This is a genomic window from Dactylosporangium sp. CA-092794, from assembly GCF_050948465.1.
Taxonomy (GTDB): Bacteria; Actinomycetota; Actinomycetes; order Mycobacteriales; family Micromonosporaceae; genus Dactylosporangium.
This window is the reverse complement of the sequence record NZ_CP192044.1, coordinates 1,281,540-1,305,973: the sequence shown is the minus strand read 5'-3', so window position 1 is coordinate 1,305,973 and position 24,434 is coordinate 1,281,540. Positions and strand designations below refer to the sequence as shown.

The following is a 24,434-nucleotide window of genomic DNA, read 5'->3' as shown; positions in this document are numbered from 1 at the left end:
GTTTGCGCCGGCGGAGGATCTCCCCCCTCCTCCGCCGGCGCAGACGGCGCCACCGCCGAGGCCGGCCCACGCGGCACACCCACCGCCACCGGCATACGGGGCACCACCCCAGCCGGCCTACGGACCACCCCAGTCGGCCTACGAGCCACCCCAGCCGGCCTACGGGCCGCCCCAGCCGACTCACGGGCCACCGCAGGAGCCGTCCTACGGAGCACCACAGGAGCCGTCCTACGGGGCGCCGCAGCAGCCAGGGTATGAAGCGGCCCCACCGGCATACGGAGGACCGCGGCAGCCGGCTTACGAAGCATCCCCAGCGGCATACGGCGAACCGCCGCAGCCGGAGTACGAACCGCCGGCGCCGTCATACGGTGCGTCGCAGCCGGCCTACGGGGCGCCACCGCCGGCCGAGCACGCGGCGCCGAGGGAGCCCGCGCACGCGGCGCCAACCGAGGTCACGTTCGGAGCGCGGCCCGAGGACGCCCACAACGCGGCGGCGGCGGGCGGGGACGGGTGGTTGCCGCCGCTGTATCCGCAGGAGTGGCCGCCCGAGCCGGTGCGCGAGGAGTGGAGGCCGCTGCCGGCGCCCGAGGAGCGGCACGCGGACATTTCGCTGGCGCGGCTGCCTCCCGGTGTACCGCCGCCGGACCTGGAAGCAGGGCGCTCCTCGGCGACCGCGTGGTGGATCGCGGTCGGGGTGATCATCGTGGCGCTCGCCGTCGCGGCGGGCGTGCTGGTCGGGCTCAGCCTCGCGGCACGCGGTGAGGCGGCCTCCGGGGCGGCGGGCGCGACCTGCGGCGGGCGGGAGGTCCTGCGCACCACGGTCAGCCCGACGCTCGCGCCGGTGGTCGAGCAGGCGGCCGCGGACATCGGCGCCAACCCGGCCGGCGGCTGCAAGCTCATCGCCGTCACGGCCCAGGAGGAGTACCAGGGCGGCGAGGCCTGGATCCCGGCCACGGCCGGCTGGGCGCGGCTGGCGAAGTTCCGCGCCGCGCCCGACCCGGTCTCGCTGGCCCGCACGCCGGTCGTCGTCGCCGCGCCGCGGCCGTTCGCCGAGTCGCTCGGCTGGCCCGCCAAGCAGCCCACCTGGGCCGCGCTCGCGGCCGGGGTCAACGCCGGCCAGGTGCCCCGGCTCAGCATGGGCAGCCCGCTGAGCGACACCGCCGGGCTGCTCGCGGCGCTGGAGATCCAGAGCGCGATGGCCAAGACGACCGACGACCCGGGGATCGCCCAGATGCGGGCGCTATCGGTGCGGGCCCGCCTGGCCGAGCCGGAGGCGTCGCCGACGCGGCTGCTGGAGCGGATGGGCGCCCAGGCCGACCCGGCGCGGGCCATACGCGAGATCGGGCTGTTCCCCGCCACCGAGCAGGATGTTTGGCGGTACTCCCAGAGCCGCCACCCGGTCGCCGTGGCCGCGCTCTACCCGGCCGACGCGCTGTACGAGGCCGACTTCCCGCTCCTGCTCACCCCCGAGGCGGGCCGCGACGGCGAGCTCAAATCGCTGGCCAACCGGCTCGCGGAGCGCATGCACGCCAAGGAGTTCGCCGCGGTGCTCACCGGGCACGGGCTGCGGCCGGCCGGCAGCGGCGGGGCGGCGCCGAGCGCGGACGGGCTGGCCGCGCAGTACCCGGCCGCGGCGGACCTGCCCGACGGGGTGGCCGAGTGGGCGGCCACGTGGGCGCAGTACAAACGGCTGGCTTATCGCACCTTGCTGCTCGTGGACGCTTCCGCATCGATGAACGACGAGGTGCACGACCGCACCGGCGCCGTCACCACGAAGGCCGGCCTGCTGCGCGCGGCCGGGGTGCAGGCCGCCCAGCTCTTCGGCGACGAGACCAGCCTCGGCGTGTGGATGTTCGCCTCGCCGGGCGCCGACGCGCCGCCGTTCACGGTGGCACTGCCGTTCGGGCCGATGAGCGAGGCGGTGGGCGACGTGCCGCGCCGGGAGGCGATGCGCCGGGTGGCAGACGGGTACAAGGCGTATCCGGCCGCCGGCACGCCGCTGTTCGAGACCGTGCTACGCGGCGTGGACGACATGAAGGAGCGGTACACCTCGGATGCGGTGAACCTCGTCGTGGTGCTCACCGACGGCCGGGATCAGGACTCGAAATTTTCCATGCCGAAAGAGCAGTTCATCGCCCGGTTGACGGGCCTGCGCGACCCCGCCCGACCGGTGATGATCTTCGCGATCGGGTACGGTGGCGATGCCGACATGTCGGTCCTGCGGGAAATGTCGCAGCTGACCGGCGGTCAGGCCGTGGCCTCGAACGACCCGGGTGACCTGGCCAGCGCGATGGCCAAGATCTTCCTGGCCGCGCACACGCCCCGGTAGCCCGTTCAGGAAATCGGAACGCGCTAGGTGCATCAGCCGCAATTCGGGTAGAAACGCGGAGCCCTCGACCGGGGCGATGCCATTTGTACGCGATTGGGGTGATGGTCCATGAGCGGGCCTATCGTGGGCAAGCGCCGCCTCCGAGCCGAGCTGCGGCGGCTGCGGCGCGAGCGCGAACTGACCCAGGACCTGGTGGCCGCCGAGATGGAGTGGTCGCTGTCCAAGCTGATCCGCATCGAGAACGGCACCGTCGCCATCTCGGTGAGCGATCTGCGCAGCCTGCTGGCCTACTACCGGGTCCACGACCCGAAGGCCGTCGACGAGCTGCTCGAGCTGGCCCGCGCGGCGAAGCGGCGGATGTGGTGGGACGAGTACCGGCCGGTCCTGCCGGCCCAGCTGATCACCTACGTCGGGTTCGAGGCGGAGGCGACCCGCATCGGCGAATGGTCGCCGATCATGTTCCCGACGCTGCTGCAGACGCGGCGGTACGCACATGCCACCTCGGACCCGGAGTCCGCCCAGGCCGAGCGCCGCGTCGAGTTCCACATGCGCCGCCAGGACGAGCTGTTCAACCGCGAGGATCCGCCGCGCATGCAGGCCCTGCTGGACGAGTCCGTGCTGCGCCGCGGCCCGGTCCCGGGCGACGATGCGCTGCTGGTCGACCAGATCGAGCACACGATCGAGTTCGCCCAGCGGCCGTACACGGACGTCCGCGTGGTGCCGCTCAACGCCGGCTACCACCCGGGCTGGGACGGCGACTTCACCATCCTCGAGTTCGGCGCCGACGACGGCGTCCTCTACCGGCAGCAGCTGCTGTGGGAGGAGCCGGAGCTCGTGGGGGCGTACCGCGGCATCCTCGACCGGCTGACCGAGCGCGCCCTGTCGCATGACGCCACGCTCGACCTGCTCCGCCAGGTCGCCGGCGAGCTGAAGCGGGAATAGACCCCCGCCCGACCACGCGGCCCCGGGCAGCGCGAACGCGGCGCCCGCCTGCTCGGGCCGCCGATCCGGCACGCGCCGGCCCGGACCCGCGGATCGCGGCCGCATCAGGCCGCAGCGAGCTTTGATCGGCGGATCGCGGCCGCATCAGGCCGCAGTGGGCTTTGATCGGCGGTTCGGGTCGAGGACGCGCTCCATCATCATGGCGCTCTGGCGCCGGCTCGCGAGCCGGCTCATGAGCACGCCGAGCTGGTTGGCGCGCCCGTCGATGACGCTCGGGCCCGGGTTTCGACGCTCAAGATGGGCCAGAGCGGTGGCGACCACATCCTCGGGCGTCCGCAGCCTCCCGGAGGTCAACACGCTCGCCTCCGGCCCCATCCCGGTCGTGAACTCCGTACTGGTGGCGCCGGGACTGACGGCGAAGGCGGTCAGGCCCGTGCCGCGCAGCTCCGTCCAGAGCGATTCGGTAAAGCTGAGCACGAATGCCTTCGCGGCGCTGTAAACGGCCATTCTGGGTGAGGGAAAGTAGGCGGAAACGCCGGCGACGCTGATGATGAAGCCGTTGGCAGCGCTCAACATTTGCGGCAGGAACGCCGCGGTCAGCTGAACCGGCGCCGCGACGTCGACGGCGATCTCATCGGCGAGGCGCCCGGGATCCGCGTCGGCGAACGGGGCGAATGTGCCGAACGCGGCGTTGTTGATCAGGCTCGTGACCTCTACGCCCCGGTCGGCGACGGCCTTACGAAGCTCGATTCCGGCAGCCGGGTGGGAAAGATCGAAGGGAATCGCCTCGACCCGCACGTCGTAGTTACGGCGCAGTTCGTCCGCCATCGAGGCCAACCGGTCGGCGCGCCGGGCGACGAGCACGAGGTTCGAGCCGCGCGCCGCCAAGGCCGCGGCAAAGGCGGCGCCGATCCCGGAACTCGCCCCGGTGAGGAGAACGGTTTGCGAGCGATAGTCGACAGTCATAGAGCACAACCTTCAAGCGGGGAAAGACATCGCGTCTGTTGAACAGCCAACGGCCTGCCGGCGCTTTCGTCCAAGACCCGTTTCGCACCTCGTCATGCACCGAACGCATGACGGCTATCCGATCCGCGCGACCACGGGCGGACGTATGTCTCCGTGATCATGCGTGTCGCCGCGGCCGCACCGCGGGTTTTCCATGATCCCGGAGACTTGTGGTACACGGGTGTACATGAGCACTCCGTGATCATGAAAAACCGCCGGTGTCGGTGCCAGTTGCGCATGATCACGGAGACTTCCGGTCGCTGCGCCGTGCCGCGCAGCATGCAGGACGCAGCGGCCGCCGCGTGCAACGTGAGAGCCGGCCGCGCCCGCCCCGGGGCGTCGGGACGACGCACAGGCCGAGCACCGCCGGCCGCCAACGGTCGCCCAGACGCGCCAGCACGCGGGGCCGGGAGCCGGGGGCCCGGGGCCGAGCCGGGGGCCGAGCCGGGGCCGGGGGCCGGGCGGGGCCGGGGCCGGGGGCCGGGGGCCGGGGGCCGGGGGCCGGGCGGGGCCGGGCGGGGCCGGAGCGGGGCGGGGCCGGAAAGGGGCCGGGGCCGGAGCGGGGCGGGGCCGGAAAGGGGCCGGGGGCGGAAAGGGGCCGGGGGCGGAAAGGGCCGGGGGCGGAAAGGGCAGGTCAGAGCTTGATGGCTGCGGCGGGGCCGGCGCTGGCGTAGTACCAGCCCTGGGCGGTGTCGCAGCCGAGGGACAGCAGTCGCGTCGCCTGCTCGGCGGTTTCCACGCCCTCCGCCGTCACGCTCAGGTTCAGGGTGTGGGCGAGGCCGATCACCGCGGCCACGATCTCCTGGTCGACCGGGTCCGGGCCCTCCGGCGGGCGCAGGCCCGCGACGAAGGAGCCGGCCAGCTTCAGGCTGTGGACCGGCAGGTTGCGCAGGTAGGCGAAGTTGGAGTAGCCGGTGCCGAAGTCGTCGATCGCGATCCGCGGGCCCAGGTCGGCCAGGTCCTTGAGGGCCTCGATCGGCTCGCCGCCGCTGCCCATGATGGCGCTCTCGGTCAGCTCCAGCTGCAGGGCCGACGGCGGCAGGCCGGTCTGCTCGAGGATGGTGCGCACGTCGCGGACGATCGTGCGGTCGCGCATCTGGCGTACCGCCAAGTTGACGCTCATCAGCGGGGCCCGGTCGCCGAAGTCCCGCCGCCACGCGGCCGCCTGCCGGCAGGCCTCCTGCAGCACCCAGCGGCCCAGCGGCACGATGAGGCCGGTCTCCTCGGCCATGCCGATGAACGAGTCGGGGCCGAGAATGCCGAAGCGCGGGTGCCGCCAGCGGACCAGGGCCTCGACGCCGATCGTGACGCCGTCGCTGAGGCGCACCAGCGGCTGGTACTCCACGTAGAACTCCCGCCGCTCCAGCGCCGCGGGCATGCTCGCGGACAGCTCGTAGCGGGTCACCTCGCGCGCGTGCCGCTCGGCGTCGAACAGGGCGAGGCGGTTGCGGCCGTCGGCCTTGGCCCAGTAGAGGGTGGTGTCCGCGGCCTTCATGAGCTCGCCGGTGCTCGCGCCGCGCAGCGGCTGCTCGACCACGCCGATGCTGGCCGAGATGCTGATCTCGTGGCCGGCGACGTGAACCGGCGCGCGGACGGTGTCCAGGGCCTTCTCGGCGATGGCGATGACGTCGTCGACGCCCGCGCACTGCTCGACCAGGACCACGAACTCGTCGCCGCCCATGCGGGCGACCAGCTGGTGCTCGCCGCTGATCGAGCGGGCCAGGCGCCGGGCGACGGTCTGCAGGAGCTGGTCGCCGATGTCGTGGCCGAGGGTGTCGTTGATGACCTTGAAGCCGTCGACGTCGAGGTAGCAGACGCCGACGCGGGCGTCGCCGCCCTCGGCGGACTGCGCGGCCGAGTCCAGCAGCGCGGTGAGCCGCTCGAAGAACAGCGTGCGGTTGGGCAGCTGGGTCAGCGGGTCGTGCAGGGCCTGGTGGCGCAGGCGCAGCTGGAGGTTGTAGCGGTCGGTGATGTCCTCGAACATCGCGACGAGCCAGCGCGGCCGGTCGTGCTCGTCGCGGATCACCGAGGCCACGAGGTCGGTCCAGACGCGGTCGCCGTTCTTGTGGACGTACGGCTTCTCGATGCGGAACTGGTCCCGCCGGCCGGCCAGCAGATCCTCATACATCTCGCCGGCGCCCGGCGGGTCCTCCGGGAGCACGAAGTCCTCGAAGGACATGGAGCGCAGCTCGTCGGCGGTGTAGCCGAGAATGTCGCACAGCGCCTGGTTGACCTCGATGACCTGCCCGTCGACCGTGCTCACGCTCATCCCGATCGCGGCGCCGGCGAAGATCGCCTGGAAGCGGGCCTCGCTGACCCGGCGGCCCTCCTCGGCGCGGGCCCGGGCCCACAGGGCGGCGGTGCGGATCTCCTCCTGCTCGTCGAGCACCCGGTCGCGCAGCGCGAGCGCGTAGCCGGAGGCCAGCGCGCCCTGCACCTGGGCGACCCGCTTCACCGGCGCGTTGCCGAACTGCTCGGCGAGCACGGCGAGGCTGCGCTCCAGCGTGGTGGGCTCGGTGAAGTGGGCCGCGACCAGCGTCGAGCCGACCTCGCGCACGTCGGCGGGGTCGAAGACCTCGGCGGTCAGGGCGTGGATGAGCCGGGTGGCGAGGCTGGTCAGGAAGTCCTGGACCTCCAGGCCGTTCATGGAGACGTAGCTGGTGCCGGCGATGGCCAGCGACCAGGCGCGGGCCATTCGCTCGGCGGCGCGATGCGGACGGTCCCACGACGTCGGCGTAGGGCTGAGTGCGGTCATGGTCGTCGGCGCTAGTCCTTGCGCGCGACGCCGGCGTGGCCGACCGCGCTGTCCTCGGGCTTGGGCTCGTCGTCGCCGTCCGGGCGCCAGTCGAAGGTGGCCACGACGCCGGGCTCCAGCACCGTCAGGTCGCCGAACATCGCCGCCACCTGCTGGGACGTGCGCATGATGAGCGGGGTGGGCGACTTGCGGTACATCTCGTAGGCGTCTTCCTCGGCGGCGGTGAGCGGCCGGTCGATCCCGACATGGGAGATCACCACGTGGCTGCCGGGTGCGGCCGCGGCCGCGTATCCGGCGACGATGTCGGCGGGGCGCTGCTCGTCGGGCACGAAGTGCAGCACGGCGACGAGCAGGAACGCGACCGGCTCGGTGAGGTCGAGCAGGGCCCCGACCTCGGGATCGGCCAGCACCTCGGCCGGCTTGCGCAGGTCGCCGTCGACGAACGCGGTGCCCGGCACGTCGGCGAGGATGATGCGGCTGTGGGCCACGGCGACCGGGTCGTCGTCGACATACACCACCCGGGCGTCGGTGACGCCGGCGTCGGCGAGGACCTCGTGGACGTTGCCGACGGTCGGGATGCCCGAGCCCAGGTCGAGGAACTGCCGCACGCCCATGCGGGCCAGCTCCCGCACGGCGCGGCGCAGGAAGGCCCGGTTGCTGCGGGCGACCGCGGCGACCTCCGGCACCATGCGCAGGACCTGCTCACCGAACGCGCGGTCGGCGGCGAAGTTGTGCGAGCCGCCGAGGTAGTAGTCATAGACCCGGGCGACGCTCGGCCGATCGAGGTCGACGTCCGCCGGGGCCCAGCTAGGACGCTCCAAAGATCAACACTCCTCGACCTCAGCTATCCGGCGTTGCCGAGCATACGTGTGGGCGGGCGGCGAGAAAACCCGGCCGCCCGCCCACCGAGATCGGATCAGGATCCGATCAGGCGATCTTGGTGTAACGGTCCGCGGGACCCGGCGCGATGATGCCGGTACCGAGGTAGGCGGTCAGGGCGTCGATGTCGAAGCCCGGCGCGGTGACCCGCCCGGTGCCCTTCGCCAGGTTGAGGAACCCGTCGCCGCCGTTGGCCAGGAAGTCGTTCGTGGTCACCAGGTAGGTGGCCGCCGGGTCGATCGGGACACCGTTGAGCTTGATGTCGGTGATCTTCGACCCGACCGGCGCCGAGGCGCTCCAGGTGTAGGTGAAGCCGGCCGAAACCTGCAGGAACCGCTGCACGGTCTGGCCCTGGAAGCCCGCGAACTGCTGCTCGAGGACGTCCTTGATCTGCGCACCGGTGAACGACTGCGTCACGACCAGGTTGTTGAACGGCTGGACGGTGAACGCTTCGCCGTAGGTGATCTGGCCGGGGCCCTCGCCGCCGGCCGAGTTGCCGTAGGTCAGCGACGCCCGGATGCCGCCCGGGTTCATGAACGCGATCTGCGCCCCGGCCGACTTGGTGTAGCCGAGCTGGGCGTCGGCGATCACGTCACCGAGCGGTGACTCACCGTTGGCACCCGTGGTGGTGGTGATGTCGGCGCTGATGCTGCCGACGACCCGGTTGGCCAGCGGCGCCACCGCGGTGCGGTACTTGTCCGCGATCTTCTTGATCTTCGGGTCGACCAGCTTCGGGTTGCGCACCGGGTTGCCGGCCGCGTCCTTCTGGTACGTCCCGTCGGGGTTCTTCACGCCGTTGTCCACGATCACGTTGGTGGCCGACGCGTCCACGAACTTGCGCGTGCGCTTGTCGAGCGTGATGCGGATGTCGGTGATCAGCGTGCCGAACGAGCCCGCGCTCGTGACCAGCGAGTTCTGGCCCGAGGAGTTGGGCAGCTCGCAGGTGTAGAAGCGGTGGGTGTGACCGGAGACGACCAGGCCGTAGGCCGGGTTGAGCCCCCGGGTGATGTCGGTGATCGGGCCGGCGAAGTTCGCGCAGCCGGACGGGTCCAGCGGCGCGGGCGGGCTGCTCTGCGCGCCGCCCTCGTGGATGACCAGCACCATCGACTTGATGCCGAGCCAGTTGAGGATGGTGGCGTACTTGTTGGCCGTCTCGACCTCGTCGTGGAAGTCCACGTTCTTGACGCCGGCCGGGTTGACGATGCCGGGGGTGCCCTCCAGCGTCATGCCGACGAAGGCCACCGGCACGCCGTCGTAGAACCGGATCGTGAACGGCAGCAGGATCGGCAGGCCGTTGGACTTGTTGGTGACGTTCGCGGCGAGGTACGGGAAGTTGGCCCCCGAGAAGCCGTCGCCGTCCTGGCAGCCGTCGGTCGGGTGGCAACCGCCGAACTGCATGCGGTAGAGCTCGGTGACGCCCTCGTCGAACTCGTGGTTGCCGACCGATGCGAGGTCGACACCCATCTTGTTGAGCATCTCGATCGCCGGCTCGTCGTGGAAGGCGGCGCTGACCAGCGGCGAGGCGCCGATGTTGTCACCCGCCACGACGGTGTCGCTGTTGTGCACGCCGTGCTTCGCCGCGTCGTCGCGCAGCTTGGTGAGGTACGTGCTGAGGTACTCGGCGCCGCCCGCGGGCACACCGTTGACCAGGCCGCCGCTGCCGGTCGGCGGGTCGATGTTGCCGTGGAAGTCGTTGAAGCCGAGCAGCTGCGCGGTTGTCGTCTTCCCGATGTTCCGGTCGAACGAGACCTTGGCCGGGGTGAGCGGCGTCCACCGGTCGGAGCTCTGGGTGGTGCCGCTCTTGGCTAAGGGCAGCAGGGCAACGACCGCGAGGGCGAGTGCGGGCACAGCGAGCTGCTGCGCGACACGCCACCCGCGGGCGCGAGGTTGGGCCATGTTCTCTCCTTATGGCGTGGGAGACACATACGGAAGGACACATGCGTCGATCGTCATCCTTCCGAAGGCGTCGATCTCGCGCGAGCACGAGTTGCCGTCAGGAAGGTGTCATACGGGTAAAGGCAAGGGTGTGACGGAACGCGCCGTCCGAATGGGCAGACAACGCTGCGCGACGCTGCACTACCGGTAGGTATCGGGTACGTTGCCGGGGAAGGTACACCGCGTGTGCGGAGGCGGTCACCATGCTGAGGCGAGTCACGACCGTGCTGGTCGTCGTCGCGTCGACGATGTTGACCTTCCCCGATCGGGTGAACGCGAGCGACCCGGTCGGCTGGCGCCCGGTGTTCTCCAACGCCTTCGACGACGCGGGCACCCTGCCCAGGGGCTGCTCGGCCTACGATGGCGCGCCCGAGGGCGCCCAGGCCAGCTACTTCCGCCCCGAGGCGGTGACGGTCTCCGACGGGCGGCTGCGCCTGGCGCTGCACCGGCGCACCTACGCCGGCAAGCCGTTCGTCACCGGGGAGCTGCGCTGCGTCGGCGCCGCGCAGCAGTTCGGCCGCTACGAGTTCAAGGCGCGGGTACCCCTCGGCGCCGGCATCGAGTCGGTGGCGCTGCTGCGGCCGGTCGACGGCCAGACCACGCAGCAGGGCTCGCAGCTGTCCATCACGGCCCGGCCCGGCGCCGAGCGGGCCGTCGTGAGCAATGGTGATGGCAGCGGTACCACCACGAGCACGCTGACCGGCCCGTTCAGCGACTGGCACACCTACGTGATCGAGTGGGCGCCGTCGGGATTCCGGGTGTTCGTCGACGCCAAGCAGCGCTCCCTCGACCCGGCCGTCTCCACCGAGCCGCGCTGGTTCGGCTTCGCGGTCACCACCGGTGACCGGGCCGGCACGCCGGGCGCCTCCACCGCCCTGCCGGCCGAGTTCGAGATCGACTACCTGCGCATCTGGGCCTTCGCCCCGGTGGCCTCGGCGCCCGCGGTGGCCGCCCAGCCATCCACTGTGGACCGGGCCGGGGCCGGGCCGGGCGGGGGCGAGCAGCGCTGGTCGCTGTGGCTGGCCGTGGCCGCCATGGTGACCGCCGCGCTGGCTCTCTTCGCGCTGGTCGTGCACAAGACCCGGCCGCACCGGCCCCCGTCGGCGCACCGCGCGTGATTACGTCCTGAGCGGATCCGTTCGCCCCGCGCCGGGCCGGCGCGGAATGCTCGGCCGCATGCGAATCCTGATCCTCGGTGGAACCGTCTTTCTCGGCCGCGCGGTCGCGCGGCAGGCCCTCGCCGCCGGCCACGAGGTGCTCTGCGCGGCCCGCGGCGAGTCGGGGGCGCCGGTCGGCGGCGCCCGGTTCGTCCGGGTCGACCGCGACGAGCCCGACGGCCTGAGCGCCGTCGAGGGCGAGTTCGACGCGGTCGTCGACGTCGCCCGGCACCCGCACCACGTGCGGCACGCCGTGACCGCGCTCGCCGGGCGGGCCGGGCACTACACGCTCGTGTCCACCGGATCGGTGTACGCCGACGTCGCCACCCCGCACCAGACGGCGGCGACCGCGCCGCTGCTGCCGCCGGACCACGACGCCGACCCGGCGGCCGATCCCGAGTCGTACGGCCGGGCCAAGGTCGCGTGCGAGCGGCTGGCCGCCGGCGGCTTCGGCGCCGGCCGGACGTTGCTGCTACGGGCCGGCCTGATCGTCGGGCCGGAGGACCCGACCGGCCGGTTCGACTACTGGGTGCGCCGCTACGAGCGGGGCGGCGAGGTGCTCGCGCCCGGCGGACCGGACGAATCGGTGCAGCTCGTCGACGTGCGGGACCTCGCGGACTGGATCCTGACCGCCGCCGGGCGCGGGCTCGCCGGGCCGTTCGACGGCGTCGGCGCGCCCATGACCCGGGCGGAGTTCCACGCCGGGCTGGCCGCGGGCACCGGCACCGCGCCGCCGCTGACCTGGGTCACGCAGGAGTTCCTGCTCGAGCGGGGCGTGGTGCCGTGGGCCGGGCCGCGGTCGCTGCCGCTATGGCTGCCTTTGCCGCGGTACGCCGGGTTCATGAGCCGCGACGCGGGGCCCTCCCTCGCCGCCGGGCTGCGCATTCGCCCGCTCGCCGAGACCGTCCGGGACACCCGCAACGCATTTCGTGACGCAACGCACATCGATGAAAGCCTGGGGCTGGGTATCGATGAAGAGACGGCGCTGTTGCGGGAATGGCATGCCCGATAGCCCGGTTGCACAAAAGCCTGTCGGACGGGCGACAGCTGCCGATGATCTGCCGTGCTCGACCGCCCGGTGGGCCCTGCCGGAGGGGCGTTCCCAGGGAACTCACAGCGAATTCAGCCGTCTGACGGGCAGGAACACCACGTATCACTTGTTGCAACCGAAGCGAACCGGAGCAGCCTCCCGAGCGTCTGGTAAGTGGTGCAACTCTCAGGGGTCGTCACCGAATCGCCCCTGAGGGCGGAATTCGGAAGGCGACTTGACCGTTGTGTAGGGGGCATACCCGGGGGGCACCCGTTTTAGCAGGGTGAAACGGGGAAGGCGAAGGATGGAGCGGGGAGGGGCCCGAAGTGGAGAACGTGAAAGTGGAGATGCGAACCGACACAGGCGCCGAGGAGCGTGACCTGGTCGGCGTGTACCTGCATGAGATCTCCCGCACGCCGCTGCTCGACGCCGCTTCTGAGGTCGAGCTGTCCAAGGCGGTCGAGGCTGGGCTCTACGCGGAGCACCTGCTGGACGTCGAGGAGATCCCCGACGGCGTCACCGCCGCGGAGCTGCACCGCCTGGTGGCCGAGGGCGAGCGGGCGAAGGACCGGTTCATCCGGGCCAACCTGCGGCTGGTGGTCTCGATCGCCCGCCGATACGTCAGGTCCGGCATGCCGATGCTCGACCTGATCCAGGAGGGCAACACCGGCCTCGTGCGGGCCGTGGAGAAGTTCGACTACGTGCGTGGATACAAGTTCTCGACCTATGCGACGTGGTGGATCCGCCAGGCGATCAGCCGCGCGATCGCGCAGCAGGAGCGCACGGTCCGGCTCCCGGTGCACCTCGTCGAGGACGTCAACCGGATGCGCAACGTCGCGCGTCAGCTCACCCGCGAGCTGGGCAACGAGCCGGAGCCGGAGCAGCTGGCCACCGCGCTCGGCGTGCCGGTCGAGCGGGTGCACGAGCTCATGCGCTGGTCCCAGGACACCGTGTCGCTCGACACCCCGGTGGGTGACGACGGGGACACCAACCTGGGCGACCTGGTCGCCGACTCCGACGCGCCGTCGCCGGAGGACGTGGTCCTGGCCGCCCTGGAGCGGCAGCGGATCGAGGGCCTGCTCAACCACCTCGACGACCGGTCGGCCGGCATCATGCGGGCCCGCTACGGCCTCGAAGACGGCCGGGAGCACTCGCTGACCGAGGTGGCGACGCGGTTCTCGCTCTCCCGGGAGCGGATCCGCCAGCTGGAGATCCAGGCGCTCGGCCGGCTGCGCGAGCTGGCCCGGGCCGAGGGCCTCCAGGCGGCATAACCCTAGACAGCACAAAGCCCCGGGTCGGCCCGACCCGGGGCTTTTCCGTGCCTCAGTAGGGGTTGCCGCACACCTTCCAGGCGCCGCCCTCTTTGGTCATCGGCAGCGTGCGACTGTCCTTCGAGCCGTTCTTGTAGGTGATGGAGGCGGTGATCGAGGCCGTCTCGTTGCCGTCAGTGTTGCTGTACGAGCCGCCGAAGCCGAGATCATGCGAGGCCGGGGCGTGCTGCTCGACGAACGACGCGAAGGTCTCCGGGCCGTAGCTCTCCCGCGCCGAGTCGCACAGCATCTGGTAGGCGGCCTGGTTGTTGCCGCCCTCCAGCGCGGTCAGGAAGTCCCCGGCCGCCGCCTTGGGCTCCTTGAGGCCGGCGTTGACGAAGAAGAACACCGCGGCCGCGCCACCCCCGCAGCAGACGAGGACGAACCCGAGCACGCTGAAAATGATGATCTTGGCTGTTTTACTCACGCGCGCCAGCGTACGAGCGTCGATCTTCGCCGGGTGTAAGTCACCCGACGCGGATCAAGCCCGATGCCCGACCACAAACAGCCGCGGGAAGGGCAGGATCGTGCCGAAGGGCTCCCGGGGGTACCCCCGGCGCAGCTCCTGCCGGACCTCCGCGGTGAACTCCTCGCGGTCGTCGCCGGACAGCGCGTCGAGGTAGGGCCGCAGGCCGGTGCCCTTGAACCACTCGAACACCGGGTCGTCGCCCGGTAGCACGTGGTAGTAGGTCGTCTCCCAGGCGTCGACGGTCAGCCCGGCCGCCGAGAGCAGCCGGACGTACTCCGCGGCGGGCAGCACCGGCGTCGCCGACCGCGGCCCGATGGCGCCGGCCGCGCCGCCCAGCAGCCCCGCCCACCGCGGCCGGGCCGCGATGCCGCCGAAACCGGGGTCGAACGTCGAGACCGGCACCTGGAAGGCGAGCGTGCCGCCGTCGTCGAGCCCGGCCGCCCAGGCCGGCAGCAGCGTCTCGTGGTCGTCGACCCACTGCAGGGAGGCATTGGCCACGATGACGTCCACGGACCCGCGCTGCGGCCGCCACTGCCCGGCGTCGCCGAGCTGGAACCGCAGCTGCGCGGTCTGGCGCTCGCTCGCCGCGACGATCATGTCCGGCGAGGAGTCGATGCCCAGCACGGCCGCGTCGCTCCACCGCTCGGCCAGCGTCGCGGTCATCGTGCCCGGCCCGCACCCGAGGTCCACCACCGCGACGGCCTGCGTCGTCGGGATGCGGGCGACGAGTTCCCGGAACGGCCGCGCCCGCTCCTCGGCGAACCGGTTGTACTGCTGCGGATCCCACGACGCCATGCCCTCAATGATGAGGGGCCGCGAACCGTCACGGTCCGCGGCCCCTCACGCCGTGCCGGCGGGTCAGGCCCTCACGCGGCCGTACCCGTAGATGCTGTCGACGCCGATCGGCGCATACTGCACGACCGTGCCGGTGTGCGGCGCGTGGATGATCGTGTCGTTGCCGACGTAGATGCCGACGTGCCCGAGCCCGTTGTAGAAGACGAGGTCACCCGGGGCCAGCGAGCCGCGCGGAATGTGTGCGACCTGGCTCCACTGGCTGGCCGCGTTGTGCGGCAGCGTCACGCCGGCCTGCTTCCACGCCGCCATCGTCAGGCCGGAGCAGTCGTAGCTGCTCGGCCCGGCGGCACCCCACTTGTAGGGCTTGCCCAGCTGCGCCTTGGCGAAGTTCACCGCGGTGCCGGCCTTGCCGGAGACGGCGGGCAGGTTGCCCGGGTCGGTCTTCGGCGGGTTGACCTTCTTCGAACCGGCGGCGGTGGCCTTCTTCTGCAGGTCCTCGAACTTCTTGACGTCGCCCTCGATCTTCTTGCGCTGGTTCTCGAGGTCGGCCTTCTGCGTGTTCTGCGCGGCGATCGTCTGGTCGAGCTGCTTTTTCTCGTCGTCGACCTTCGACTTCGCGGACCTGAAGTCGTCAATGCTCTTCTGCTGGTTGCGGGTGATCTGCTGCAGCATCGAGAGCTGGTCCATGAGCGAGTCGGACGACTGGGCGCCGAGCACGATCGACAGGCTGCGCAGATTGCCGGTGGACGACTTGAAGGCGGCGACCGCCAGCTCCTCCACGCCGGCGTTGGCGGCGTTCAGGCCGTCTTCCAGCGGCTTGAGCTTCGCCTCCAGCTCGGTCGACTTGGCCTGGGAGGCCGCGAGGTCGATGTTGAGCTTGTTCCACGCCTCGATGGTGGCCTCGAGGTCCTGGTTCGACTTGTCGAGCTGGGCCTCGATCTCGGCGAGCGTTGGATCGGCGTGCGCGACCGTGGCGGGTGCCAGCACGACGATCGATGCGGCGGCGGCCAGCACGGCCTGCAGCAACGGTCGGCGGGCACGATGTCCAGTGGACAAGGAATGACCCTTCTGCAACGACCGCCTACCGGGTTAGCTGACGGGTTCGGGCGAGAAGAGAGCGCCCTACCGCGACGTTGCGGATTCACCCCATGATTACTCTGGGTCCCCGGTTCGATGCGTGCGGTTCACGGCATGAATCGACGCGCAGAACTCGATTCGGCGGCGCTTGCCCGGCGCCGTCCGGGGTGGACGGCGGACTGCCGAGCAGGCCAGGGCCTAACTTAACGTGATCACCGGCGGCGCGAAAGGCGTGCGTCGCCTTCAATATATAAAGCACCTAAAAGTCCGGATTACCCCCGGTTGACTTTGCGCATCGGACAGTGACAATGCGCCGAGAACGGCGCCGGCCGGTGCGCTCGATCACACCGGCCGGCGCTGGATATGAGCATCCGCGGTCAGTTGGCCGCATACGGGTTGACTTCTTCGTGCATGTCCGTCATGAACTGCGACCACATGTCGCTCTCGTCCGGGTCGGCGCCGACCAGGTCGTAGTGGCCGTCCAGGAAGTCGGTGTCGAGCTGCCAGTCGGGCAGGTCGGGGTCCGGCTCGTCGAGCTGGAGCGGCTCGTCGTGCTGGCCGGGGTCCACGAAGTCGCCGTAGTGCGGGTCGGTGATGTCGTGGGCGCCGTCGGTACCGTCGGAAAAATCGTGGTGATCGAAGTGGTGGTCGGCCAGGACATGCTCGACTCCGCCGTCGTGGTCGACGTGGAGATCGTGCTCCATGCCCCAGTCGAGGTCAAAGTCGCTCATAACCTGCTCCCGGTTCCTTCAGTAGCCCCGGTGGGGGTACCTCTAGAACGGTAGGGGCCGATCCGAGCGGCCTGCTCCCCGAAACGTGCCACCTCGTTTCGAGGCAAACGGTTTTATCGGGTTCGGCGGTCCAGCCAGCCGTCGCCGTTGACGTCCTCGTAGCGGGCGTCCATCACGCCGTCGTGGTTGGTGTCGATCTCCGAGGAGTTGATCAGCCCGTCGCGGTCGGTGTCGTGGCCGATGAACTCCGCGCGTCCGTCCCCGTCGGTGTCGACCACGATGTCGACGCCGCCGTCGGCCCGGTTGACGTAGGTGTGCTGGTCCCAGCGGCCGTCGCCGTCCCAGTCCACGCGGGTGTGGTAGCCGTCGGTCGGCGCCTGGCCCGGCACCTGCGCGTGCGCGGCCTGCTGCACGAGGCCGCCCATGCCGCCGGCGATGCCACCCTGGCCCGCAGGGCCGAATCCACCCTGGCCCGGCTGGCCCGCGCCGCCCTGGCCCGGCTGCTCCAGCAGATGGGCGAAGCCGCCCCCGATGCCGCCGCCCTGCCCCTGGTGCTGCTCGAAGCCCGACAGCCCGCCGGCCGCGCTCCCGGCCACTCCCCCGGCGCCGCCCTGCCCCTGGTACTGGTCGAAACCCGACAGCCCGCCGGCCACTCCCCCGGCGCCGCCCGCGCCGAACCCGGCCAGGCTCCCGGCCGCGCCGCCCGCCCCGCCGGCCGGCGGCTCGTGCGGGGTGCCGCCCGTGCCGCCCGCGTAGGTGCTGGACTGGTACACGGTGCCCGAGGAGCGGACCTCGCTGTGGTACTCGGTGTACGACTCCTGGTGGCTCTCGACGTGCACCTCCTCGAGCCCGGAGGCGGCGTGCCGGCCGCCCTGCGCCGCGTCCTGGACGTGCTGCGCGAGGGACGGGGACTCGAGCCCGCCCGCGCCGCCGCCCGCGGGCGCCGCGTGCCGGCCGCCGGCCTGCTCGACGATGTCGTGCATGCGGTGGCCGACCCCGGCCGCGCCGCTACCGCCCAGCGCGTGACCGCTCACGCCGCCGTGGCCGTGCAGCGCGTCGCCCAGCCCGGTGCCGATCGAGGAGAGCACGCCGAACATGCTCGCCTTGCTCGTGCGCTGCTCGACGTGCGTCTGCCCGCCGGCGTCACCGAGCTGTGCGTGCAGGATGTCCAGTTCGTCCGGTGTGAGGTGGTACCCGGCCAGGGCCCCCTGCGGATCGGCCGCCAGCCGGGCCTTGAACCCGGGATCGCCGAGCAGTCGCTCCAGCACCTCGTCGAAGTCGGACATCGCTTCCCCCATCTCGGACTTTCGGTCGAGCTCAGTCGAGCTCAGGCATCGGAATCGGCTGCGGCCGCGGCCGACAGGTCCCGCACTGCACCGCATCCTCCACGACGAGCCCCTCGGCCCGCCCGCGGCGTTGCGACCGGTGCACCTCCAGCAGGTAGGGGCCGAACTTCGCGTGGTCCTCGCACAGCCCACGCCCGCAGAACCGGCACGACCCCCGCGCCGCCTTGGCGCAGAACCAACAAAGCACAGTCTCTCCTGTTCAGGTAATAACGATGCATTCGCCGACGGCCACCGAGGCGCTGCCCGCCCTCGATACGTTGCCCGCGGCATCCTGGACGACGGCGGTGATCGTGAGCGTTTCCGCACCGGCCGCCCCCGCGAACGGTCCGACCGAGGCCGACCATTTTCCGCTGCCGCCGGAGTATTTCAACGACTGGGTCCGGCCCTCGAACGTGTAGGTCAGCGAGCGGATCGTGACACCCGCGGCGCCGGAGTTGTCCGAGCCGACGATCGTCACGCTCGACGTCGACGAGGACGGCGTCGGCGGGTCGCCGTAGTAGCACGGCCCGCCGTTCCAGGTGCGGTAGATGCTGCTCGGCGCGGCGCGGACCGTCACGGTCGGCGGCGTCGTGTCCGGCGGCGGGCCGGCGCTCGTGGTCGGCGGGGCGCCGGTGGTCGGCGGCGGTGGGCCGGCGGTGGTGGGCGGCGGCGCGCCGGGGGTGGTCTTGGTCGGCGTGGGGGTCGGGGTCTTCGTGGGCGTGCCCGTCGGCGTCGCCTCCGCGGATGCCGAGGCCGAGGCGGACGGGGAGTCGCTCGGGCTCGGGGACTCCGACGGGGTGTCCGTCGGCGACGGCGGGAGCGTCGGGGTGTCGCCCGGCTTCGGCAGGGCCACGCCGTCGCCGCAGGTCAGGTCGGCTCCCCGGTCCGGGGTGACCGCCGTGCCGTGCTGCCGGACCACGCCGCGGCCGACCTCCGGCTCGTTGCCCGCGCTCAGCGCGAAGCGGGCGGAGCCCTCGGTGGTCACGTCGCCGACGGTGAGGCGCAGCGGCTTGAACGCGGTCGTCGTGCTCGTCGTGTCGACCAGCAGGCGGCCGGCGTCGAGGGTGAGCGCCGCGGTCGGCTCGATCGGGGCCTGCTGCCCGCTGACCAGGTCGCCGATCTGCACGCTGACGCCCGCGCACAGCACCGTGGCGCTGCCGCCGCGGAAGGTCAGGGTGGCCGTGGAGCGGGGGTTGAGCCGGACCGAGTCGCCGTGCTGGACGTACAGCTTGGCGTTGCGGCCCAGCGCGTGCTCGACGCCGCCCAGCCGGACCGTCGCCCCGCCCCGCGTGACGGTGACCAGGGCGTTGTCGGTGGGCATCTCGGCCCACACCGGGCCGGTGAACAGGTTGGCGCCGGTGAGCAACAGGGCGAAGAGCAGCAGGAGTACCAGCAGCCACCAGAGCTTGCGCTCGAAGCGGCGGTCCACGCTGTCGTCGGCGGGCGGCGGCGGCCCGGGCGGGGCGGCCAGCGGCGGATAGGTCGACGGCGGGTGCGCGCCGGCGAGCGGGCGCCGTCCGCCGCCGGGCACCGCGCCGGCCGCGCGGCCGAGCAGCAGCGGCAGGCCGGCGACCGCGGGCAGCAGCCAGGCCCGGGCGGGCGTGCGGGCGGTGGCGATCTGGCCGGGCGAGCCGTCGCCGAACGGGCCGATCATCGAGCCGCGGTGCAGCTCGGTGCCCTCGGGCAGCTGCAGCGACCCGGACTCGATGACCACGGCGTCGTTGCCGGTGCGCAGCACGACCGGCTGGCCCGGCCCGAGGTGCATCGGGCGGGCCCGGCTGATCAGGCCGAGGCGGTCCTCCGGGCTCAGGTACATCAGCGCCGGGGTCTCGCCGACGAGCCGCTCCAGCTCCGCCCGCTCCACCGGCGGCGGTCCGGGCAGCGGGCCGACCGCGGCGGCCACCGAGGACGACGGGATGGCGAGCAGCGTGGTGCCGGCGGTGAGCCAGCTCAGCGCGGCCGGGGCGCCGGTCAGGGCGTTGGCCAGGCCGACGACGCCGCCGCGGCCCACCCGCTCGCGGACGGTGCCGGTCGGGTCGCCCGGGCGGCGGGCCTCCAGCGCGCCGTCGACGACGACGAAGACCGAGGGCTGCGCGGCGCCGGCGAAGACCAGCTGCTCGCCGGTGCGCGGGTGCACCCAGCGGGCGTGGCCGGCGAGCTGGGCGAGCGCCTCCGGCGGCAGGTTGGACAGCACCGACGAGCTCAGCGCGGCGAACCGGCGCGGCTCGTCGCGCACCAGCCGGCGCTCGCCGAGCCGGTCCCGCAGCCGCCGGCCGCGGCGGCGCAGCCAGCCGAAGAAGAGATACACCAGCGGCGCGAGCAGGCCCACGACGATCACGGCCAGCAGCGCCCGGGCCGCCCACCCGGCGTTCCACAGGCCGGTGACGACGCCGGCGACGCGGTCGGTGTACACCCGGTACATCAGGTTGACGGCGACGGCGATCCAGATCACCGCGAGCATGCCGTAGAGCGCGACCAGGCGACCCTCGCGGTCCAGGTCGGCGAAGCGCGGCGGGCGGCGGCGCAGGCGGGCCAGCACCCAGGCCAGGCCCCGGGCCCGCAGGTTGGGCACCTCGAGCCAGTCCATCAGCAGGTAGTACCCGTCGAGCGCCATGAACGGGTTGAGGTTGAACAGGGCGTTGAGGTACCACGCGAACGCCAGCTTGAACGTCCACGGCTGCAGCTCCGGGAAGAACACGCCCACGATCTGGCACGCGCCGGCGAGGATCAGGCCGGTCGCCGGGCCGGCGATGGTGGTGACCAGGCGGGCCCGCCGGCCGGCCATCCACACGTCGGTGGTGTCCACGAAGACGGAGGGGATCCCGAAGTACACCAGAAATCCGGCAACCGGGACTCTTCGGCCGGCGTGTTTGGCGCCCAGCGCGTGCCCCAGCTCGTGGCAGGCCAGCGCGAAGACGTTGAGGCCGAGCAGGACGAGGGCGCCGGCGAGGTACGAATCGTTGGTGAGGAACACCGACTGGTCGGCGCGGAACCAGTTCCACCCGAACACGCCCAGCCCGGCCAGCGCGACGAGGCCGGCCAGCACCGCGAACACGCGGGTGAAGAACAGCCGGCCGCCCGCCTTGTAGAGGAACGTGACGACCGGGTCGACCTTCGCGAGCACGACCCGGCGGCCCTGCGCGGTGGCCACCAGCCCCTTGCCGAGCCGGATCGGCCACGGACGGCGATGGACCCGCTGCAGCCGGTGGAAGGCGTCGACGGGCAGCTCGTCGAGCATCCGGTTGCCGGCCAGGTCGGCCACGATCCGGGTCACCTGGTCGGGGGCGAGCCGGCCGGAGATCCGGGCGAACTCGGCGACCAGCCGCGCCACGGTCCTGGTGCCGTCCATGGCCCGCGCGAGCCGGAACTCCTCGGGCGAGAGCCGCAGGTAGCTCGACTCGCCGCTGTCGGGCGAGCGCAGCATCACGTACTCCACGCCGCGCGCGGAGGTCAGCGTCACCGCCTCGACACCCTCGCGCAGCGCCGGCCGCGCACGAGCGGGATTGAGCCGCTCCGTTACCGCATGCCACAGCCCGACGTCGGCGGGGCCGAGCGGTACACCCGGGGCGCGCCCGGCGAGGGCCTCCCAGACACTGATGCGCGTCTCGATGACGGCCACGGTCGCTCCTGTTCAGGCACGGTTCCGGGCACGGACTCTAAGCGGGTTTGCCCGCGACGGGAAGGTTGCGTCCCAAACGTGACAATGCTTCGGCGAAGATGACACCGTGTACATCCTCGCCATCGACCAGGGCACGACCTCCACCCGTGCGATCGTGTTCGACGCCGACGGCGCCATCGTGGCGCTTGACCAGCGCGAACACCGCCAGAGCTTCCCCCGCCCCGGCTGGGTCGAACACGACCCGGTCGAGATCTGGCACAACGTCCAGGCGGTGTCGACCCGCGCGCTGGACCAGGCCGGCCTGTCCCGCGCGGATGTCGCCGCCATCGGCATCACCAACCAGCGCGAGACCACCATCCTGTGGGACGCCCGCACCGGCGAGCCGGTGCACCCCGCCATCGTCTGGCAGGACACCCGCACCGACGCCGTCATCCGCGCCCTGGCCGGCGACGCCGGCCCGGACCGCTTCCGCGACCGCTGCGGCCTGCCGCTGGCCACCTACTTCGCCGCCCCGAAGGCGGTCTGGCTGCTGGACAACGTGCCCGGCCTGCGTGAGCGCGCCGAGGCCGGCGAGATCCACTTCGGCACCGTCGACACGTGGCTCATCGAGAAGCTCACCGGCCGCCACGTCACCGACGTCACCAACGCCAGCCGCACGATGCTCATGAACCTGACCACGCTGGACTGGGACGAGGAGTTGCTGTCCGCGTTCGGCATCCCGCGGGTCATGCTGCCGGAGATCGGCTCCTCGTCATTCGTCTACGGAGAAGCCAAGACCATGCTCCATGGGGTACCGGTGGCCAGCGCCCTCGGCGACCAGCAGGCGGCCCTGTTCGGCCAGGCGTGCTTCGCCCCCGGCGAGGCCAAGTGCACCTACGGCACGGGCTCGTTCCTGCTGCTCAACACCGGCACCCGGCCCGTGGCGAGCGATCGTGGCCTGCTGACCACGGTGGGTTATCGGATCGGTGCCGCGGATCCGGTGTACGCCCTGGAAGGCTCCATCGCCATCACCGGTTCGCTGGTCCAGTGGCTGCGCGACAACATCGGCCTGATCGCCTCCGCCCCGGAGATCAACGACCTGGCCGCCACCGTCTCGGACAACGGCGGGTGCTACATCGTCCCGGCGTTCGCGGGCCTGTTCGCCCCGCACTGGCGCCCGGACGCCCGCGGTGTCATCACGGGCCTGACCGGCTACGTCACGAAGGGCCACCTGGCCCGGGCCGCCCTCGAGGCGACGGCGTGGCAGGTGAAGGATGTGGTCGACGCGATGATGGCCGAGTCGGCGGTACCGCTGGAAACCCTCAAGGTCGACGGCGGGATGACCGCGAGCGACCTGCTGATGGCGTTCCAGGCCGACGTGCTGGACGTGCCGGTGGTCCGCCCGACGGTGGCGGAGACGACGGCGCTGGGCGCCGCCTACGCCGCCGGCCTGGCCGTCGGCTTCTGGCCCGACACCGGCACCCTGCGCGAGAAATGGCACGTCGACCGCCGCTGGGAACCGTCGATGTCCGAGGACCAGCGCGACCGCGGGCACGCTTTGTGGCTGCGCGCCGTGGAGCGCTCCTTCGGCTGGGCCGACTGACCATGTCGGGTCGAAGGTGCGCTCAGGCCGCCGGCACCCGGTGCTCGGCGGGGCGGCCGGTCGACCGGGCCGCCGTGCGGTATCGGGCCGGCGGCAGGTGCCGCTCGCGGCGGAACGCCCGGCTGAAGGCGTAGACCGAGGTGTACCCGATGGATTCCGCGATCGTCTCGAGCGTGTCGTCGGTGTCCCGCAGCCGGCGGGCCGCGAGGTCCATCCGCCAGCGGGTCAGATAGGCGCCCGGGCTGTCGCCCGTGACCGCGATGAAGCGCCGGTTGAGCGTGCTCTTGGACACCGCGACCTCCTGGGCGAGGGCCTCCGTCGTCCAGTCGCGGGCCGGCCGGGCGTGGATTCTCGTGACGGCGTTCAGCAGCAGCGGGTCCCGCAGGACGCCCCACCATGACATGTCGGGCGGGCTGCCGGAGTCGAGCCACACGCGCAGGAGCTGGATCAGCAGGATGTCGACGAGCCGGTCGAGGAGGACCTCCGTGGCGGCGCGGGGCCGGGCGAGCTCCCGGCCCAGCAGCCGCACGGTGTCGCCGAGGTCCGGGTCGGCGGCGTCCGCGCGGATGTGGATCACCGGCGGCAGCAGGGAGAACACCGGAGTCGCCGTGGACGCGTCGTGCGAGTAGCCGGCGCCGAGGATGCGCGTCTGCGTCTCGCCGTCGCCCAGGCTCAGGAGGCTCCCTTCGCGCCGCGCCGCCTCGGCGGCGGCCGCGTCACACGCGTGGATCTCGGCGTCCGGGGCGCTGGACAGCGTGTGTGAGATGCCGGTGGGCAGCAGGACGAGGTCGCCGGCCATGAGCTGCCGTGGCGCCTCCCCCGTGACGGTGAGATAGGCCATGCCGGCCGTCACCGCATACAGCGCCGCGTCCTGCTGGCCGGCCCAGGAGACGCCCCAGGCGCCACCGGCGCCGATGCGCGCGCCCGCGCTGCCGCGGACGCCGGAGACGGCCAGGACGTCGGAGAGTACATCCATGGTCCGACCGTAGCGCCCGCTCACCGGATGACGCACATTCCGGTCAGGCTGAATCGTTCGGATATTTTCCTGGCTCGTCCTGTCATTGGTTGACGCTTCGCTGGTTCATACGCTTTCACCAGGCCGCGGCACGCCGCCCGGCCGGCGAGAGGAGACATCCCATGAGCACCCCCGACGACAACGTTCCCGACGGCCTGCTGCCGGCCGACATGCTGGCCTCGACGACCCCGGTCGCCGTTTACGGCTATGCGCGGGCGAAGCCCGGCAAGGAGGACGAGTTCGAGAGGCTGGTCAGGTCGATCATCCCGTCGATCCGGGCGGAGTGGGGCTACGAGCAGTACACGGTCCACACCAGCAAGGACGAGCCCGGCGCGTTCGCCTTCTACGAGCGCTGGACGTCCGGCGCGGACCTGCTGCGGCACGTGCGGCAGCCGTTCATGCAGGACTACTTCGGCCGGCTCCCCGCCCTGCTGGCCACCGACCTGGAGGCCACCTGGATCTGGCCGCTCGACGCCTGA

General features: G+C 72.0%; 18 protein-coding genes and 1 riboswitch. Of the genes, 7 read left to right on the top strand and 11 right to left on the bottom strand.

The features are described from left to right. Positions 1-514: 514 nt before the first annotated feature. Together ACQPXD_RS05700 and ACQPXD_RS05695 are read left to right on the top strand one after the other, a co-directional pair. Positions 515-2,329, top strand: coding sequence for a hypothetical protein (locus ACQPXD_RS05700; RefSeq protein ID WP_432835516.1), 1,815 nt, complete (start codon positions 515-517; stop codon positions 2,327-2,329). Positions 2,330-2,437: 108 nt separating this feature from the next. After that, entirely contained in the window at positions 2,438-3,271 is an 834-nt protein-coding gene (locus ACQPXD_RS05695; RefSeq protein ID WP_432835514.1) for a DUF5753 domain-containing protein, read from the top strand. A 144-nt stretch (positions 3,272-3,415) separates the two neighbouring features. Here ACQPXD_RS05695 and ACQPXD_RS05690 read toward each other — a convergent pair whose 3' ends face one another. The 4 genes from ACQPXD_RS05690 to ACQPXD_RS05675 all read right to left on the bottom strand — a co-directional run bounded on the left by ACQPXD_RS05690 (position 3,416) and on the right by ACQPXD_RS05675 (position 9,806). Beyond that, positions 3,416-4,237, bottom strand: a complete 822-nt coding sequence (locus ACQPXD_RS05690) for an SDR family NAD(P)-dependent oxidoreductase (RefSeq protein ID WP_432835512.1) — start codon at positions 4,235-4,237, stop codon at positions 3,416-3,418. Between the two features lie 673 nt (positions 4,238-4,910). After that, complete coding sequence (locus ACQPXD_RS05685) at positions 4,911-7,031, bottom strand: putative bifunctional diguanylate cyclase/phosphodiesterase (protein ID WP_432835510.1); 2,121 nt, start codon at positions 7,029-7,031, stop codon at positions 4,911-4,913. An 11-nt stretch (positions 7,032-7,042) separates the two neighbouring features. Continuing rightward, the gene (locus ACQPXD_RS05680) at positions 7,043-7,852 is read right to left on the bottom strand and encodes an SAM-dependent methyltransferase (RefSeq protein WP_432835508.1); all 810 of its coding nucleotides are present in this window, start codon (positions 7,850-7,852) and stop codon (positions 7,043-7,045) included. A gap of 106 nt (positions 7,853-7,958) precedes the next feature. After that, positions 7,959-9,806, bottom strand: a complete 1,848-nt coding sequence (locus ACQPXD_RS05675; RefSeq protein ID WP_432835506.1) for a bifunctional metallophosphatase/5'-nucleotidase — start codon at positions 9,804-9,806, stop codon at positions 7,959-7,961. 242 nt (positions 9,807-10,048) lie between these two features. Here ACQPXD_RS05675 and ACQPXD_RS05670 point away from each other — a divergent pair, with 242 nt between their 5' ends. From ACQPXD_RS05670 to ACQPXD_RS05660, 3 genes are all read left to right on the top strand, one after another. Beyond that, positions 10,049-10,963 (top strand): glycoside hydrolase family 16 protein, encoded by a 915-nt coding sequence (locus ACQPXD_RS05670; protein ID WP_432835504.1) that lies wholly within the window; start codon positions 10,049-10,051, stop codon positions 10,961-10,963. 58 nt (positions 10,964-11,021) lie between these two features. Continuing rightward, positions 11,022-12,014, top strand: coding sequence for an NAD-dependent epimerase/dehydratase family protein (locus ACQPXD_RS05665; protein ID WP_432835502.1), 993 nt, complete (start codon positions 11,022-11,024; stop codon positions 12,012-12,014). 365 nt (positions 12,015-12,379) lie between these two features. After that, complete coding sequence (locus tag ACQPXD_RS05660) at positions 12,380-13,303, top strand: sigma-70 family RNA polymerase sigma factor (protein WP_432835500.1); 924 nt, start codon at positions 12,380-12,382, stop codon at positions 13,301-13,303. A 52-nt stretch (positions 13,304-13,355) separates the two neighbouring features. On the opposite strand, the gene ACQPXD_RS05655 is transcribed toward ACQPXD_RS05660, so the two are convergent. From ACQPXD_RS05655 to ACQPXD_RS05630, 6 genes are all read right to left on the bottom strand, one after another. Next, positions 13,356-13,769: an Rv0361 family membrane protein gene (locus ACQPXD_RS05655; RefSeq protein ID WP_432835498.1), complete on the bottom strand. Its 414-nt coding sequence runs from the start codon at positions 13,767-13,769 to the stop codon at positions 13,356-13,358. Between the two features lie 54 nt (positions 13,770-13,823). Then, entirely contained in the window at positions 13,824-14,606 is a 783-nt protein-coding gene (locus ACQPXD_RS05650; protein WP_432835496.1) for a methyltransferase domain-containing protein, read from the bottom strand. Positions 14,607-14,669: 63 nt separating this feature from the next. Continuing rightward, a complete protein-coding gene (locus ACQPXD_RS05645) occupies positions 14,670-15,662 on the bottom strand; it encodes an NlpC/P60 family protein (protein ID WP_432835494.1) in 993 nt (330 codons plus the stop codon). A gap of 7 nt (positions 15,663-15,669) precedes the next feature. After that, positions 15,670-15,808: riboswitch (cyclic di-AMP (ydaO/yuaA leader) on the bottom strand. 252 nt (positions 15,809-16,060) lie between these two features. After that, complete coding sequence (locus ACQPXD_RS05640) at positions 16,061-16,414, bottom strand: hypothetical protein (protein WP_432835492.1); 354 nt, start codon at positions 16,412-16,414, stop codon at positions 16,061-16,063. 113 nt (positions 16,415-16,527) lie between these two features. Continuing rightward, positions 16,528-17,700: a hypothetical protein gene (locus tag ACQPXD_RS05635; protein WP_432835490.1), complete on the bottom strand. Its 1,173-nt coding sequence runs from the start codon at positions 17,698-17,700 to the stop codon at positions 16,528-16,530. A 259-nt stretch (positions 17,701-17,959) separates the two neighbouring features. Next, complete coding sequence (locus tag ACQPXD_RS05630; RefSeq protein WP_432835489.1) at positions 17,960-21,358, bottom strand: cyclic nucleotide-binding protein; 3,399 nt, start codon at positions 21,356-21,358, stop codon at positions 17,960-17,962. A gap of 106 nt (positions 21,359-21,464) precedes the next feature. On the opposite strand from ACQPXD_RS05630, the gene glpK reads away from it, so the two are divergent. Continuing rightward, on the top strand, positions 21,465-22,940 hold the full coding sequence (gene glpK, locus ACQPXD_RS05625) for a glycerol kinase GlpK (protein ID WP_432835487.1): 1,476 nt from the start codon (positions 21,465-21,467) through the stop codon (positions 22,938-22,940). A 22-nt stretch (positions 22,941-22,962) separates the two neighbouring features. Here the strand turns inward: glpK and ACQPXD_RS05620 are convergent, their stop codons facing one another. Further along, a complete protein-coding gene (locus ACQPXD_RS05620) occupies positions 22,963-23,916 on the bottom strand; it encodes a cupin domain-containing protein (protein WP_432835485.1) in 954 nt (317 codons plus the stop codon). 161 nt (positions 23,917-24,077) lie between these two features. Here ACQPXD_RS05620 and ACQPXD_RS05615 point away from each other — a divergent pair, with 161 nt between their 5' ends. Then, positions 24,078-24,434 (top strand): putative quinol monooxygenase, encoded by a 357-nt coding sequence (locus ACQPXD_RS05615; protein ID WP_432835483.1) that lies wholly within the window; start codon positions 24,078-24,080, stop codon positions 24,432-24,434.